Below are 15,057 nucleotides of genomic sequence, written 5' to 3' on the forward strand. Positions count from 1 at the left end.
CGGTGGCCGCCCTCGCGCAGCCCCAGCAAGCCGGAGATCCCGATGTCCGCAGTCATCACCCACCGCGCTGGCGCCATGGAGGACTACACCCCCGGCAAGGTCCCCGAGCTTGTCGCCGAACTCGACGCCTACGTCGACGACGAGCACCCCGACGTGTCGGTCTCCCACGACAGCGGCTGGACCCTGTCAGCCTTCCCAAGCGGTCTGGTGGTCTGGGAGAACCTCGAAGACGACGACACGCCACGCCACCTACGCGACGTCACCCGTGCACAACTCGCCGAACTCATGACGCACTGCGGAGAAGGCCACCTTGACCAGCTCGAACGACTGCCCTGGCGCGAGGGCTACGGCTGACTGCTACATGCCGCTGCCGTACTAGTCATCGCGAGTGGGATTGGCTATGTGGTCAATGCTTGACCCACGTGCCTTGTCACACAACTTCCTGAGCTCAACTGCATCGTGACCCAGAAGTCCTCGACTTCGTCTGCGACGTCCTCGTCAGCCTCAGGCAACGATAGTGGAACGATCGCCTGGACAACGCGCCGCACGGTGCGAGATCAGGTCGCGTCGTGCAGCCATGTTCGGCAAAGCCACCAGGCGGTCATGGCACCGAAGGTGCCCGCCGGGTCGATGCCGGTGACGGCGGCGAAGCGCCGGACCCGATTGCGAACTGTGTTGGGGTGCACGAAAAGTCTCGCCCCGGCGAGGTCCACATCGCGGTCGCTCTCCAGCCAGGCGAGCACAGCGTGCGCCACCGATTCGGCAGTCGGTCCGAGTGTCGCCCACGCGGGCGCGTACCGGTCGAGCAGCACCGTTGCCAGGTCTGCCCGCTCGGTCAACGCCGCCAGCCAGGCCACATCGGCAATGTGGATCAGTCCGGTGCGGCCGGTGGACTCGGCGGCGGTCAGGGCCGCGGTGGCGAGCCGTTGCACCGGCGCGAGTTTCTCCGGTTCGGCTGGGCCGGCGAGTCCTGCCACGGCCCCGGTCGCCTTCAGGCGGGCGGACGGAGCCCGGGACAGAACTCCGACCATCAGGTCGTCCACGGTTGCGCACAGCACCGGCGGGTGCTCGCGCACGGCTCGTTCGATGCCGGCGGCGGTCTCCCCGGGCCGGGCGACGAGCACCCACAGCCCGTCGGTGACCGGAAGGCCGGCCTCGGCGGCTGCCAGCGTGGCCGCCGAACCACCCTGGAGCAGCCGCCGCAGCAGTGCCGTGTCCCGGCGCCCGGGAAGCGGATCCGTGCTGGCTCCGGTAGCCCGATGCGCGCTGATCAGCCGGGCCCGGACGGCCTCGGCCCAGTCGTCGTAAAGGTCCCGGACGTCCAGCAGTTGCTCGGCGCTGACGCCTTGGTCCCGGGCGAGTTCCCGGGCCCGAGCCCAGATCGCGCGCTCGGCGAAGTGGATCGCGCCCAGCACCGATTCGATCGGCACGCCCTGCCGGGCACGGGTGACACCGAGGTCCGCGACGAACGACAGCTCAGCTTCGGTGGGGCCGCGCCGTGCGGCCAATGCGCGGGTTGCGGCCACCAGCAGAGCGCGGGTGTGCCCGGCGATGTCGGAGGTGGGCAGTGCGGAGACCTCCCGCACGGTGGTACGGACTCCGGCGACCACCGACGGCAGCAGTTCGTCATCGCCCACGACGCGTTCGATCAGGTCCACCACCGTCGTCCAGCCGTCCGGATGCGTCATCCTGTCATGCTCCCCGCCGTTGTGGTGCGCTACAACAAGAACCCGAAACTGCGTGGTCCACGCCATGTATTCGCCCCTGTACCAGGCCCTACGGTTTGGCGGAAGCTACAACCGTCGAGGAGCACCATGGCCGTTTCTTCGAGTCGGGTGGCGGTGATCGGTGCGGGAGCAGCCGGTCTCGCCACGGTGAAGGCGCTGCTCGACGCCGGTTGTGCGGTGGTGGCGTACGAAAAGGGTGACCGGCCCGGTGGCCTGTGGGTCAGGGACAACAGCAGCGGCCTGTCTGCGGCGTACGCCTCCCTACACTTGAACACCAGCAAACGCCGCACCGAGTTCGCGGATTTTCCGATGCCCGCGGACTGGCCCGACTATCCGTCGGCCAGTCGCGTCGCCAGTTACCTGGCCGACTATGCGCAGTCGTTCGGGCTCATTCCGCACATCCGGTTCGGGAGCACGGTCACCCGCGTCGAGCGTGACCGGCTCTGGGCGGTGACGACCGAGTCCGGTGACACCGAGCGGTACGACGCCGTGGTGGTCGCGAACGGCCACAACTGGCATCCGCGCTATCCGGATCCGGCTTATCCGGGGACGTTCCACGGCACCCAGATGCACGCCCACGACTACCGCACTCCGGACGTTTTCCTGGATCGGCGGGTGCTGATCGTCGGCATGGGCAACTCGGCCATGGACATCGCGGTGGACGCCTCGCACGTCGCTCGAGGGCCGGTCCTGCTCTCCGCCCGGCGCGGCGTCCACATCGTTCCCAAGTACCTGTTCGGCCGCCCGGCCGACGCGACCGGCGGCACCCTCGCCGCTCTGCCGTGGCGGCTGCGGCAGTGCATCGCCGAGACCCTGTTGCGGCTCGCCGTCGGGACCCCGCAGAGGTACGGCTTACCCGCCCCGGCCGGTGGCCTGTTCCAGAACCATCCGACGATCAGCGACACGATCCTGCACCGGCTCACCCACGGCGAGGTGACCCCACGTCCCGGCATCGAACGGCTGGAAGGGGAGCGGGTGATGTTCACCGACGGCAGCGCCGACCCGGTCGACGTGATCGTCTGGGCCACCGGGTACCGGGTGAGTATCCCGTTCCTGTCCCCTCGATGGCTGGGCCCCGACCCCCAGCAGCTGCCGCTGTACCAGCGGGTCTTCCATCTCGACGACCCCAGCCTGGCATTCGTCGGCCTGATGCAGTCCACCGGTGCCGCCCTGCCGGTCGTGGAGGTCCAGGCCAAACTGGTCGCCGCGTATCTCTCCGGCGGCTATGCCCTGCCCAACGCCGACGAACAGCAGCACGCCGTGCAGCGAGCCTTGCGCGCCGCCATCGAGCGGTGGGGCACGAACGCGCGGCCGCACATGCGTATCGATTTCGACCGGTACGTCGCCGACCTGCCCAGGGAGATCGCGGCTGGTCGGAATCGCCTCGCCCGGGGCGGACGCACCTTCACCGCCGAGGAGAGTGTGGTTTGAGCGCCCGAGACCCCCGCGGATTGCGTGTCCTCGTCACCGGTGCCTCCGGCACGTTCGGCCGGGCCATCTGTGCCCGGCTGGACGAACTCGGGGCCCAGGTCGTCGGGTTGGACCTGGCCCCCCGTGCCGATGACCCGGTCCGGGTCCTGGCCTGCGACATCACCGACGACGACGCGGTGCCGGCGGTGGTACGCGAAGCAATTGACCAGCTCGGTGGGCTCGACCTGCTGATCAACAACGCCGGGATCGGTGGGCCCGCCCCGGCCGAACTGGCGCCGGGCGCGGAAGTACGCCGCCAGCTCGACATCAACCTGCTGGGCACCTGGCGGGTCACCGCCGCATGTGTGGACGCGCTGGTCGCCGCCGGTGGCCGGATCGTCATGCTCAGCTCGCGGATGGCCGTCATGCAGTTGCCGCTGGCCGCTGCGTACGGTGCCTCCAAGCGCGCCCTGGTCGCGTACGCGGACGCGCTGCGTCTGGAGCTCGGCACCCATGTCGGCGTGACCTGCGTGTACCCGTCGGCGGTACGAAGCCCGATCCACGACTCGACGGCCGCGGCCGGGCTCTCGCTGGAGGGCATGAGCCAATACGAGCCGCTGGACGGGGTGGTCCGGACCGTGCTGCGCGCCGCGCTCAGTCGTCGTCCTCGCCGTGATCTACCCACCACCCGGCGGGGCGCGGTCGAGTTCTTCCTGGCCCGTCACCTGCCCGCGCTGACCGATCGGATCGTGGCGCGCATCCTCGCCGGCCGGGTCCGCTCCGGCGCGTTCCAGGGCGCCGAGCTGGCTGCGGGTGTGGTCGCACGGCACGAGGCGACCCGATGACGGCGCTGCGCGGGGCGGCGGGCGAGGTGCGGACCAGGGCAGGTGACCTGATCGCGTACGCCACCGGTTCGGTCGGGATGGGCGTCTGGGTGACCGTTCCCGGCCTGCTGTTGCTCTATTTCCTCACCAATACGCTCGGTGTCTCGCCGTTCCTGGCCGGTCTCACCCTGCTGTTGCCGAAGATCATCGACATCATCGTGCATCCGATGCTGGGCAGCCGATCCGACCGGGAAGCGCGTAGCAGCGGACACCGGCTCAGCATGCTGCGGGTCGGTCTGCTGCTTCCGGTGGCCATGGTGGCGATGTTCTCGGTGCCCGCCGGTTTCTCCGGCGCATCGGCGGCGCTCTGGGTGGGCGGCTGGTTCATCGCCGGCAACCTGCTCTTCGCGTGTTTCCAGGTGCCCTACCTGACCACCCCGTCCGATCTCCGAGTCGGGTACCACGAGCGCACCCGGGTGTTCATGTTCCGGATGCTCTTCCTCACCCTCGGGTTGCTTGGTGCCGGTGTGGCCGCACCGGCGCTCGTGGAGTCGGGACGGCGCGGCGACTACGGCTGGATGGCCCTGCTGCTCTCCGGCGTCATGGTGATCTCCGGGCTGGTCGCACTGACCGGGGTACGGCGTCTCACCGCCCACGCCGGTTTCCGGATGCCCGACCAGCAGGCGGCCCACTCGACCATCGGTGACATCGCGGTCGCCTGGCGGGATCCCGACTTCCGCGCGCTGGTGCTGTCCTACCTGTTCACCGGCACCACTACTCACCTGTTCCTCGCAGCGCTGCCGTTCTACACCAACTACGTCTTCGACAACTCTGGGCTAACCGCGGTGTTCATGGGGGCGTTCCTCGGTCCAGCGGTCGTCGCCGGTCCGGTGTGGATGCAGGTGTCCCGGCGCATCGGCAAGCAGCGTGGCCTGCTGATCTGCCAGGCGGTCTTCGTGGCCGGTTCGCTGGCGCCGCTGCTCGGCTACGGCACCGGGCCGGCTGTCGCGGTGGTCGGAATCCTGGGCATCGCGTTCGCCGGGCTGCAGCTGTTCGCGTTCTCGATGGTCCCGGACGCGGTCGCGGCCGCCGAGCAGCGCGGTACCGTCCGGGCTGGCGCCTACACCGGTGTCTGGACTGCCACCGAAGCCACCGGCACCGCAATCGGCCCGTACGTGTACTCGGCCGTGCTCGCCCTGGGCGGCTTCATCGCCACCACCGAGGGGCAGACCGTGACGCAGCCGGAGTCCGCCCACACCGCCCTGTTGATCGGCTTCACCGTGGTCCCGGCGGTGCTGATGGCCGTGGCGCTGACATTCCAAGTGCGCTGGAAGCTGGATCGGACACGCCACACCGGTTGAGCGTTGCGTGCTCCGGCCGGGCACCGGTCGCCGAGCGAAAGCTCGCATGGCCAGCGTCCCGAGCATCGGGCGGGGAGCCAGCAGCCAGAATGGGGGCTGACGTTGCCGGCATTGCGCCGGTTCGGGTTCGGCGATCACGCGGTGCCACCGCTGCCAAAGCGTCCCGCACCGCCGCATCGACGGTTGGTCAATCGGCGACGCGTTCGATGAGGATCCGGCGCACGCCGGCGTCGAGCAGCGCCTGGGCGCGGTGCTGGCCGTTGTTGTAGCCCTCCCGGCTCGGCCAGCTCGACCGGGCCACCTCTTGAGCGACCGCTTAAATTAGCCTACCCTCTGTTTGAGCGGTCGCTTAAAACCTGGGAGGAAGCATGACCAGTGAGCCGGAGCCGGAGCCGAGGCGCACCTGGGCCAACTGGATGCTCGCCGGCCTCATCGCGGCCTTCGGGATCGTCGTCTACGCCGTCACCGTGGCCCAGGGGCGTGCCGACAGTGCCCTGCTCTTCGTCGGGCTGCCGGTGCTGCTGGCCGCCGCCCTCGCCCTGACCCCGGGCCGTACCACCCACGGCCGGGTCTTCGCCGCCACCACGATCGCGCTGCTGCTGGCCTCGGTGGCGCTGCACGAGGGCGCCATCTGCGTCATCCTGTCCGCGCCGCTGGTGTACGCCGTGGCCCACGGCACCACCGCCCTGATCAGGCTGGCCCGCCGCGACGCCACCCGGTCGTACTCGCTGGTCGCCGTGCCCCTGCTGCTCCTGTCCGGGCTCGAGGGCACCGGGCTCGCCCCTCGGATTGCCCCGGAGCAGTCGGTCGAGGTGGTCCGGGTGGTTACCCTTCCGGCCCACGCGGTCGGTGAGCGGCTGGCGACCGGTCCTCGCCCGGTGCCGGTCCGGTCGGTGCCGCTGCGCCTGCTCGGCGTACCCGTGCCGACCCGGGTCACCGGCGACGGCCTAGCCACCGGGGACCGTTGGATGTTCGCCTACCACGACGGGTCGCACGGGCCGGGCGGGCATCTGCTCACCGAGGTCACCGCCACCGCGCCGGGCCGGGTCGGTTTCCGGTTCGTCGAGGACACCGCCATCACCGGCCGGTGGGTTACCTTCCGGCACGCGGAGGTGACCTGGCAGGCGGTGGATCGGGAACGTACCGAGGTGCGCGTCCGGGTGGCGTACGAGCGCGGTCTCGATCCCTCCTGGTACTTCGGGCCGCTCCAGGGCGGCCTGCTCCACGAGGGCGTGGGGCACCTGCTCGACATGCTCGTCCTGCCGTGACCGCCGCCCGCTGGCTCGCCCTGGGGGTGCCCCTGCTGGCGGTGCTGGCCGCAGCCCGGATCGAGCGCGACCGGCGGGCACGGGCCGCCGCCCTGCTCGCCGCCGTGGCCGTCGCCCTGGGCGTCGCCGCGCTGAACGAGTCGGCCCGCCGGACGGGCTGGTACGCGTTCGCGCCGGTGCACGGGGCCTACCGGGGGATGCCGGTCGACCTGTGGCTGGGTTGGGCGGCGCTCTGGGGTGCGCTGCCGGTGCTGCTGCGCCGGTTCCTGCCCCTGCCCGTCGCGCTGGGCCTGCTGCTCTGGCTCGACGTGGTGGCGATGCCGGCGCTGCACCCGCTCGTCCTGCTCGGGCCGCACTGGCTGGTGGGCGAGGTGGTGGGGCTACTCGCCGTGGCCCTCCCCGCGCAGCTGCTCGGCCGGTGGAGCGCCGACGGCCGGCACCTGCGGGCCCGGGTGCTGCTCCAGGTCGTCGTCTTCGCCACGCTGCTGCTGTGGCTCGTGCCCGGTGTCGCCTTCGAGCTGGGTGGCGGTTCGTGGGCCCCGCTCACCGGGCTGTCCCGGGCCGCCCTTCTGGTCCTGGCCCAGGTCGCGCTGCTGGTGGCCACCCCGGCGCTCATCGCGGTACGCGAGTTCGCCGCGCGAGGCGGCGGCACCCCGTACCCGTGGGATCCGCCGGCCCGGCTCGTCAGCACCGGGCCCTACGCGTACCTGGCGAACCCGATGCAGGTCGGCGCGGCTGCCCTGCTCCTGCTGACCGCGGCGGTCACCCGCAGCATGGCGCTGCTGGCCGCGACCGCCCTCGCCGTGGCCTTCAGTGCGGCCGTGGCCCGGCCGCACGAGGAGCACGACCTGGCTCGCCGGCACGGGGACGCCTGGCGGGACTGGCGACGGGCGGTACGCGACTGGTGTCCGCGCTGGCGACCGTACATCGCGGGCGCGCCCGCGGTGTTGCGGCTCGACGCCGGGTGCGGGCCGTGCGTGGCGGTCTGGCGGTTCCTGGCGCGGCGGGACCCGGTGAACCTGGCGATCGCGCCGGCCGAGGCCGGGCAGCTGCGGGCCGGGTACACGGGCGGCGACGGCCACTCGGAACGGGGGGTGGCCGCCGTCGCCCGTGCTCTCGAACACCTCAACCTCGGCTGGGCCGGGGTGGGCTGGGCCCTGCGGCTGCCCGGCATGACCTGGCTGGCGCAACTGGTGACGGATGCGATGATCGCACCGCCGCACCCGGCGGGAGGAGAGCGATGTCCGACACCAAGCGACGCCTGCTCGACGGCACCCTCGCCGCGATCCGCCAGCATGGCATCGCCGGCGTCTCGGCCCGCACCATCGCCGCCGCCGCCGGAGTGAACCAGGCGCTGGTCTTCTACCACTTCGGAACGCTCGACGAGCTGCTGGCAGCGGCGTGCCGGACCGGCACGGCCGAGCGGGTCGCCCACTGGTCGGCCCGGCTGCGCCAGGTCGGGTCGCTGCGCGAACTGCTCGACGTGGGGCGCACCCTGCACGAGGAGGAACGCGAGCTGGGCAACGTGTCCGTGCTGGCCCAGATGCTCGCCGGCGCACAGGCTGACGAGCGCCTCGCCGCCCCCACCGCCGAGTCCCTGCAGCTGTGGGTGGACGAGATCGAGCTGGTACTACGCCGGCTGCTGGCGGGTTCACCGTTCGCCGAGGTCGCCGACGTGCCCGGGCTCGCCCGCGCGGTGTCGGCCGCCTTCATCGGCCTGGAGCTGTACGACGGCGTCGACCGGCCCTCAGCCGAGCGCGCCATCGAGGCGCTGGACCAACTCGCCGTGCTCATCGAGATCGTCGACGACCTCGGCCCGATCGCCCGGCGCGCCATCAACAACAAGATCAGCAAAGCGACCCGACGCTAGACCACAATGCCGGCCGAGCGGTCGGGAGCGCCTGGCGGCGGCTCTTGACGCAGCGGTAGAGCTGTCTGGCGAGGACTTGATTGAGGATCCCCCCGAACTTCGATGGCTCGACCACCGGGTCGTCTGGTCCTCGCGGCCAGTGCTTCGGGTCCCTTCGTGGGATGAGGTTTTCGGCGGGGCAGCAGCGATCACCAGGCGCAGGGTGTGTAGTCCTTGAGAAAGCAGCCGTACAGGTCTTCGCCCTGTTCGCCGCGGACGATCGGGTCGTAGACCCGGGCCGCGCCGTCGATCAGGTCCAGCGGGGCGTGGAAGCCGGCGTCCGCCAGCCTCATCTTCGTCGGGTGAGGCCGCTCGTCGGTGATCCAACCGGTGTCGACGCTGGTCATGAGGATGCCGTCGGACAGCATCTCCTGGGCGCTGGTGCGGGTCAGCATGTTCAGCGCGGCCTTGGCCATGTTGGTGTGCGGGTGTCCCGGTCCCTTGTAGCCGCGGGCGAACTGGCCCTCCATCGCCGACACGTTCACCACGTACTTGCGGCGGGCGGTCGCTGCGGCCATCGCCGGTCGCAGTCGGCTGATCAGCACGAACGGCGCGGTCACGTTGCACAGTTGCACTTCGAGCAGCTCGACCGGGTTCACCTCGTGCACCCGCTGCACCCAACTGTTGACCGGGTCGAGGTCCGGGACCAGGCCGCCGGCGTCGATGGCGCTGGCTGACGCGATCCGTTCCGGTGAGGCGGAGCCGCTGGTCAGCGCCAGTGCGGTGAGCGCGTGCGGGGTGATGGTGGGCGAGTTCAGTGGGGCTGTCAGGCTGCCCGCCGGGTTGCCCCGGTCGGTCGGTTTGCCGAATGTGATCATCTCCGGCAGTGGGCCGTCCGGCAGGGCCGCCGCCTCCGCGGCGACGAGTTGCGCGTACGCGGCAGCCGTGCGGCGGACGGTCTGCGCCGCGTTGTTGATCAGGATGTCCAGTGGTCCCTGGCCGCTGACCGAGTCGGCGAGGGCGATCACCTGGGCGGGATCGCGCAGGTCGATCCCGACGATCCGCAGGCGGTGGAGCCACTGCCCGCTGTCGGGCATCGCGGCGAATCGGCGGACCGCGTCGTGGGGAAACCGGGTGGTCACCGTGGTGTGCGCGCCGTCGCGCAGCAGCCGCAGCGCGATGTACATGCCGATCTTCGCCCGGCCGCCGGTGAGCAGCGCGCGTCGGCCGGTCAGGTCGGTGCGGGCGTCGCGGCGCTCCCGGTTCAGCGCGGCGCAGGGCGGGCAGAGCTGATGGTAGAAGGCGTCCACATCGCGGTAGCGCTGCTTGCAGATGTAGCAGCCGCGCGGTTTGTGCAGGACGCCGGCCGTGGCACCTACGGTGGGGGAGGTGAGCGGGTTGCCCTGGGTCTCGTCGTCGATGCGGCCCGGGGCGCCGGTGGCGGTGGCCGCCGTCACCGCGCGGTCGGCCGCCGCGATGGCATCCCGCCGTTCCTCACGTCGCCGCTGCTTGATCGTTTTGTAGAGCTTCGCGGTGGCCCGCTGCACCCGCACCACGTCGGGGTGATCGGGAGGCAGGTCCTCCAACGCCTCGAAGACGCTGAGACAGGTCTCCAGCCGGGCCGGGTCAATGCGGTATTGACCGTTTTCCCCAATTTTGTCCGTCGTCATGCTGTCGCTGTCTCGTCCCGTTCCCTGTGCCGGAACCTGCCCGGCCCACCCCAAGTCCGACCCGGAACTGTACGCACCACGCGGCCTCCGACGCATCCCGCGCCTGTTGACGGGCCAGCAAGTCCCATACCGGAGCCGATCAACGGGCCGACCAGCTGTGTCGACCTGCGCCCTTCCCCGGACGGAGGGAGATCGCCAGCTGGCCCTTGGTCCGGGCGCCAGCCCATGCGGTAGTCCCATCCCGGCTGCGGTGCGCGGGTCGGTGAGGCGCCCTGTTCTTCCACCTGGAGCGCACCGACAACCTCGACCCCACGGCCCTCGCGATCAAGCGGGATGGACTCCGTTGGGACGGCTCGATCGTGAGCTGAGGGCTTTGTCGCCATGGTGCATGCCGAGGCCACCCGGCGATGTCTCGGCACCGCGCCAACCGACGTGATTGCCACGTGCGACCTGGCGGCAACGCGCACGAGCGCTCGGCCAGCCTCTACTGCGCGTTCGTCACCCCCGCGGCCGCCCTCACCTGCCACGAACGCTACCTCGAACTCACCACCTGAGACACGCTCCTATGCCGAGTCGCGTAGCACCAACTTCGTGGGCAGGATGACGGACGAGGGTTCGTGTCCCGCGATGAGTTCGACGAGCATGCGGGTCATCTCCTTGCCCAGGGCTTGGACCGACTGGTGGACGGTGGTCAACGGCGGATCGGTTCGTTCGGCTGTGCCGAGGTCATCGAAGCCCACCACTGCCACGTCGGCTGGCACGGAGCGGCCGGCGTCGATGAGGACGCGTAGGGCGCCCGCCGCCGTGTCGTCGCTGGCGGCGAAGATGGCGTCCAGGTCGGGGTGGCTGTCCAGCAGTGTTTTCATCGCTGCGGCACCACCGGTCTCGGTGAAGTCGCCTTCCGCCGTCGCGTACGGGGTCAGCCCTGCCATGATCATCGCCTCTCGGTAGCCGCGGTGGCGAGCACGGCCGACGTCGGTGGACAGGGGGCCGGTGATGCTGACGATCCGGGTTCGGCCGAGGCCGATGAGGTATTCGGTGGCAAGTCGCGCCCCGCCGAGGTTGTCGGAGTCGACGTAGAACTGTGGCTCGAAAGTCAATGGCCGCCCGCCGTACACCGCCGGCAGGCCGGCCCGACGTACGATGTGCGTCAGCGGGTCGTCGCCGTGCAGGGCCATCAGCATGATGCCGTCGACGCCGCGCGTGTGCAGCAGGTTGGTCAGCCGGGACCGGCCCCGGCCGGAGCTGGCCAGGCACAGCAGCAGGTGAAGATCGGTCTCCTCGAGCGCTGCGGACACGCCGACGATGACCTGGGCAAAGAACGGGTCGGCGAACAGCTCGGGATCGTCATGGGAGACCGCGAGCGCGACGATCCCCGTCTGTTGGGTGGCCAACGCACGGGCGGTGCGGTTGGGCAGATAGCCCATCTCCTTGATGGCGCGCTCCACGGCATCGCGCGTGGCGCGGCTGACATGCGGTGCCTTGTTGATCACACGGGACGCGGCGGAACGTGACACGCCGGCGCGTTCGGCCACCTCGTCGAGGGTCGGTTGCCGCCGGGGCCGCCGCGCTGCCATCGCGATGCCGAGTCCTTCCCTGTCCGACGTCGGGCAGCCGCTACCGCCGGCCGGTGCCGTTACCGCCGACCGATCGTATCGGTCGGCATCGACGGCGTCGAGGTGGTCCATTGTCCTCGTCGGGCTGGAAGCGGTCCCAGAAATCTCTGAACCTGATCTTGTGATGGGGGTGGTCTCTCTTGACATCTACCTGAAACTTACCGACCATCGGACGGCAATGCATGGATGAACATCGCTGGAAGCGCTTCCAGTTTCACCCAGAGGAGAGCTGTCCATGAAACGCTTTACCCGCCCCTGGGGACTTGCCGCCGCTCTGGCGTTGGCGGTTCCCGCGATCCTGCTCGGGGCACCAGCTGCGCACGCGGATCCGATCAGCCAGACCAGCGGCTTCTACGTCGACCCGAACTCGAGCCCCGCGAGGTGGGCGGCCGCGAACCCGGGCGACGGACGCGCCGCCGCCATCCGCACCGAGATCGCGCAGAAGCCGATGGCCAGATGGTTCGGCAACTGGAGCGGCGACATCGGGAGCGCGGTCAGGGGCTATGTGGGAGCCGCAGACGCTGTAGACAAGCTTCCGCTGCTGGTGGCCTACAACCTTCCCGGCCGGGACGCGTGCGGCGGCCACTCCGGTGGCGGCGCCGGCAGCGTCGCCGCGTACGACTCATGGATCGCCTCCTTCGCCTCCGCCATCGGCAGCCGTCCTGCCGTAGTGGTCCTCGAACCGGACTCCCTGGGCGACTTCAACTGCATGAGCCAGGCGCAGATCAATGACCGAGTGGGCATGCTCTCCCGCGCCATCGGCCAATTCCGGTCCAAGGCGCCCAACACCTGGGCCTACATCGACGCCGGCAATCCCCGCTGGGTCGACGCCCAGACGATGGCGCAGCGGCTCGACATGGCCGGCGTGCGCAACGCACGCGGCTTCGCACTGAACGTCTCGAACTACTTCACCACCGGCGAGAACACCAACTACGGCAATCAGGTCGCTTCCGCGCTATGGAGATTCGGATACAGCAAGCCGTACGTGATCGACACCAGTCGCAACGGCAACGGCTCCAACGGTCAATGGTGCAACCCTGGCGGGCGCCGGATCGGCACACCCAGCCGGATGGGCGGCGGCGCGGAAATGCTGTTGTGGCTCAAGACGCCGGGGGAGTCCGACGGCAACTGCGGAGTCGGCGGCGGATCCAGCGCCGGGCAGTTCCTGCCCGAGGTGGCCTACAAGATGATCTACGGTTACTAGCGCAGCGCACGGAGAGCTTGACGTCGCACGCGGCCGATGCTCTCCGTGCCCTACCACACCAACGGCGCCTCTCCGTGTCCAGGCATTGGGCCCAGAGAGGCGCCGAGCACGCCCACCTGTGGCGTGGGGACTGGATGACTGCTACCACCCGTTCGCGCGGGGAATGGCGCAACGGCCCCGGAACGCGGAAGTGGTGATCGCCGCCTCGGAGATCCGCCGACTGCAACGACTACACCTCCGAGGCCGCGCGGTGCGATCCATCAAGCTGGTTGGTACCTACGGTCGCCTCCCGTCGGTACGTCTCCGGCAGCTGCGGCCCACTCCGGGGGACCCGTCGGTGCGACATTGGCCGGGAATTCGTCGACCCGACCGGGTCAGGCGCTCTGCCGCAGGTAGGTACGTACGCCGAGCAGCACCGACAGCACGCTGATCGACAGCGCGACCAGGACTGTCGACAGTACGGTCACGCTGAACACCTCACCCTGGAACGCGCTGCGCATGCCGTCCACGATGTACCGGAACGGGGTGAGCCGGGAGACCAGGTCCAGCCAGCGGGGAGCGAAGGACATCGGTAGCAGCACCCCGGACAGCAGCAGCAGCGGCATCAGGCCGGTGTTGAGAGTGGGGCCCAACGTGTCCTCGCTCTTGACGGTCAGCGCGAGAGCGCAGGACAGACAGGCCAGGCCGAGCGAGAGGAGGGTGACCACACCGAGCGCCACCAGCACGCCCGGCACCGACGCGCGCAGACCCAGCGGCAACGCCACCACGACCAGCAGCACCGCCTGCACCACCAGCAGCGCGACGTCACGCAGCACCCGGCCGAGCAGCAGCGCGACCCGGCTCACCGGAGTGACCCGCAGCCGCTCGATCACCCCTCCGCGCCATTCGGCGATCACTCCGAACCCGACGAAGGCGGAGCCGAAGAGGCAGAGTTGCACGAGCACCCCCGGCACGTACGTCTGCCAGGCGCGCTCCGGCGCGACGCCGGTGATCGACAGGGTGCTCGTCATCAGCGGGCCGTAGAGCACCAGGAAGGCCACCGGCTGGGAGAGCCCGATGACGATCCACAGCGGGTTGCGCAGGGAGATGCGTAGGTGGCGCTGGAACACCAGCAGGATGTCAACGAGCAGGGACATGGTCCGCCCCCTCGGTGGTCGGGATGGGAAACTGTTGGTCTTGCGGGTCGTCGCGCAGTGCGCGGCCGGTGAGGCTGAGGAAGACGTCGTCCAGGCTGGCCCGCGCCAGTTGCAGGGCACGGACGCCGATGCCCGCGCCGGACAGGGCGGTGATCACGTCGGTGATCCCCTGTTCGGCGTCGGCCAGGGTGACCTGGATACCGCCCGTGCTCGTCACCGCGGCCTGCCGGACGCCCGGCAGTCCGGCCAGCAGCCGTTGGCCAGCTGCCGGATCGCCGACCACCTCCACGGTCAGCACGTCTGCGGCCAGCTGGCGCTTGAGGTTCGCGGGGGTGTCTTCGGCGACGATCCGCCCGTGGTCGATCACGAAGATCCGGTCGCAGAGCGCGTCGGCCTCGTCGAGGTAGTGGGTGGTCAGGAAGACGGTGGTGCCGTGGTCCTCGCGGAGCCGGCGGGTGTGCTCCCACAGGTTGTTGCGGCTGTGCGGGTCCAGGCCGGCGGTGGGTTCGTCGAGGAAGACGATCTGCGGATCGTGGACCAGGCCGAGCGCGATGTCCAGGCGGCGGCGCTGGCCGCCGGAGAGCGAGCCGACCGGCCGCTTACCCAGCCCACCGAGGTCCAACTGTTCGAGTAGTTCGGCCACCCGGCGCCGGGCGGGTGCGACCGGGATCCGGTAGAGGCGCGCCTGCAGGAACAGTTCCTCGTCCACCAGGGCGTTGGGGTCGGTACCGCCGTACTGGGCGACGTACCCGATTCGGCGGCGTACCTCGCGGGGAGCCGTGGCGAGGTCCGCGCCGGCGATCCGGGCCGTGCCACTGGTCGGGCGGAGCAGCGTGGTCAGCATCCGCAGGGTGGTGGTCTTGCCGGCGCCGTTGGGTCCGAGGAAGCCGACGATCTCGCCGGCCTCGACCCGCAGGTTGACGCCTCGGACCGCCGCGACGCTCTGCCGGCCGGACCGGAACGTGCGGGTCAACTCGTTGGCTTCGATGATG

13 protein-coding genes are annotated in these 15,057 nt (G+C 70.3%); 8 read left to right on the forward strand and 5 right to left on the reverse strand.

The genetic code is table 11. The features are described 5' to 3' along the window. Nucleotides 1-42 precede the first annotated feature (42 nt). Nucleotides 43-354: a hypothetical protein gene (locus O7597_RS23710; RefSeq protein ID WP_281580769.1), complete on the forward strand. Its 312-nt coding sequence runs from the start codon at nucleotides 43-45 to the stop codon at nucleotides 352-354. 203 nt (nucleotides 355-557) lie between these two features. Here O7597_RS23710 and O7597_RS23715 read toward each other — a convergent pair whose 3' ends face one another. Next, nucleotides 558-1,688 carry a PucR family transcriptional regulator gene (locus O7597_RS23715; protein WP_269740930.1) on the reverse strand — a complete coding sequence of 377 codons (1,131 nt, stop codon included), beginning with the start codon at nucleotides 1,686-1,688 and terminating at the stop codon, nucleotides 558-560. 126 nt (nucleotides 1,689-1,814) lie between these two features. Here O7597_RS23715 and O7597_RS23720 point away from each other — a divergent pair, with 126 nt between their 5' ends. The 6 genes from O7597_RS23720 (at nucleotide 1,815) to O7597_RS23745 (ending at nucleotide 8,460) form a co-directional block, all read left to right on the forward strand. Continuing rightward, the gene (locus tag O7597_RS23720; RefSeq protein ID WP_281580770.1) at nucleotides 1,815-3,158 is read left to right on the forward strand and encodes an NAD(P)-binding domain-containing protein; all 1,344 of its coding nucleotides are present in this window, start codon (nucleotides 1,815-1,817) and stop codon (nucleotides 3,156-3,158) included. Further along, entirely contained in the window at nucleotides 3,155-3,982 is an 828-nt protein-coding gene (locus O7597_RS23725; protein WP_281580771.1) for an SDR family NAD(P)-dependent oxidoreductase, read from the forward strand. The genes O7597_RS23720 and O7597_RS23725 overlap by 4 nt, the downstream gene beginning before the upstream one ends. Beyond that, nucleotides 3,979-5,322: an MFS transporter gene (locus O7597_RS23730; protein WP_281580772.1), complete on the forward strand. Its 1,344-nt coding sequence runs from the start codon at nucleotides 3,979-3,981 to the stop codon at nucleotides 5,320-5,322. The genes O7597_RS23725 and O7597_RS23730 overlap by 4 nt, the downstream gene beginning before the upstream one ends. A gap of 368 nt (nucleotides 5,323-5,690) precedes the next feature. Continuing rightward, nucleotides 5,691-6,590 carry a hypothetical protein gene (locus O7597_RS23735; protein WP_269740933.1) on the forward strand — a complete coding sequence of 300 codons (900 nt, stop codon included), beginning with the start codon at nucleotides 5,691-5,693 and terminating at the stop codon, nucleotides 6,588-6,590. Then, nucleotides 6,587-7,936, forward strand: a complete 1,350-nt coding sequence (locus O7597_RS23740) for a methyltransferase (protein ID WP_281580773.1) — start codon at nucleotides 6,587-6,589, stop codon at nucleotides 7,934-7,936. Before O7597_RS23735 ends, O7597_RS23740 begins: the two co-directional genes overlap by 4 nt. After that, nucleotides 7,831-8,460, forward strand: coding sequence for a TetR/AcrR family transcriptional regulator (locus O7597_RS23745; protein ID WP_281580774.1), 630 nt, complete (start codon nucleotides 7,831-7,833; stop codon nucleotides 8,458-8,460). Before O7597_RS23740 ends, O7597_RS23745 begins: the two co-directional genes overlap by 106 nt. Nucleotides 8,461-8,648: 188 nt before the next feature. Here the strand turns inward: O7597_RS23745 and O7597_RS23750 are convergent, their stop codons facing one another. Together O7597_RS23750 and O7597_RS23755 are read right to left on the reverse strand one after the other, a co-directional pair. Further along, a complete protein-coding gene (locus O7597_RS23750) occupies nucleotides 8,649-10,109 on the reverse strand; it encodes an SDR family oxidoreductase (RefSeq protein ID WP_281580775.1) in 1,461 nt (486 codons plus the stop codon). A gap of 563 nt (nucleotides 10,110-10,672) precedes the next feature. Further along, nucleotides 10,673-11,797, reverse strand: coding sequence for a LacI family DNA-binding transcriptional regulator (locus O7597_RS23755; RefSeq protein ID WP_332317144.1), 1,125 nt, complete (start codon nucleotides 11,795-11,797; stop codon nucleotides 10,673-10,675). A 163-nt stretch (nucleotides 11,798-11,960) separates the two neighbouring features. On the opposite strand from O7597_RS23755, the gene O7597_RS23760 reads away from it, so the two are divergent. Then, on the forward strand, nucleotides 11,961-12,929 hold the full coding sequence (locus O7597_RS23760; protein WP_281580776.1) for a glycoside hydrolase family 6 protein: 969 nt from the start codon (nucleotides 11,961-11,963) through the stop codon (nucleotides 12,927-12,929). 374 nt (nucleotides 12,930-13,303) lie between these two features. Here O7597_RS23760 and O7597_RS23765 read toward each other — a convergent pair whose 3' ends face one another. Both O7597_RS23765 and O7597_RS23770 read right to left on the reverse strand, forming a co-directional pair. Beyond that, nucleotides 13,304-14,065, reverse strand: coding sequence for an ABC transporter permease (locus O7597_RS23765; protein WP_269740938.1), 762 nt, complete (start codon nucleotides 14,063-14,065; stop codon nucleotides 13,304-13,306). Then, nucleotides 14,049-15,056: an ATP-binding cassette domain-containing protein gene (locus O7597_RS23770; protein ID WP_269742721.1), complete on the reverse strand. Its 1,008-nt coding sequence runs from the start codon at nucleotides 15,054-15,056 to the stop codon at nucleotides 14,049-14,051. Before O7597_RS23770 ends, O7597_RS23765 begins: the two co-directional genes overlap by 17 nt. Nucleotide 15,057: the final 1 nt, after the last annotated feature.

Origin of the sequence: Verrucosispora sp. WMMC514, assembly GCF_027497295.1 — a bacterium.
GTDB lineage: Bacteria > Actinomycetota > Actinomycetes > Mycobacteriales > Micromonosporaceae > Micromonospora > Micromonospora palythoicola.

Excerpts from the sequence above, each read along its gene's own strand:
- O7597_RS23710 (WP_281580769.1), top strand. The coding sequence starts at position 43 with ATGTCCGCAGTCATCACCCACCGCGCTGGCGCCATGGAGGACTACACC.
- O7597_RS23715 (WP_269740930.1), bottom strand. The coding sequence starts at position 1,688 with ATGACGCATCCGGACGGCTGGACGACGGTGGTGGACCTGATCGAACGC.
- O7597_RS23720 (WP_281580770.1), top strand. The coding sequence starts at position 1,815 with ATGGCCGTTTCTTCGAGTCGGGTGGCGGTGATCGGTGCGGGAGCAGCC.
- O7597_RS23730 (WP_281580772.1), top strand. The coding sequence starts at position 3,979 with ATGACGGCGCTGCGCGGGGCGGCGGGCGAGGTGCGGACCAGGGCAGGT.
- O7597_RS23735 (WP_269740933.1), top strand. The coding sequence starts at position 5,691 with ATGACCAGTGAGCCGGAGCCGGAGCCGAGGCGCACCTGGGCCAACTGG.
- O7597_RS23745 (WP_281580774.1), top strand. The coding sequence starts at position 7,831 with ATGTCCGACACCAAGCGACGCCTGCTCGACGGCACCCTCGCCGCGATC.
- O7597_RS23750 (WP_281580775.1), bottom strand. The coding sequence starts at position 10,109 with ATGACGACGGACAAAATTGGGGAAAACGGTCAATACCGCATTGACCCG.
- O7597_RS23755 (WP_332317144.1), bottom strand. The coding sequence starts at position 11,797 with ATGGACCACCTCGACGCCGTCGATGCCGACCGATACGATCGGTCGGCG.
- O7597_RS23760 (WP_281580776.1), top strand. The coding sequence starts at position 11,961 with ATGAAACGCTTTACCCGCCCCTGGGGACTTGCCGCCGCTCTGGCGTTG.
- O7597_RS23765 (WP_269740938.1), bottom strand. The coding sequence starts at position 14,065 with ATGTCCCTGCTCGTTGACATCCTGCTGGTGTTCCAGCGCCACCTACGC.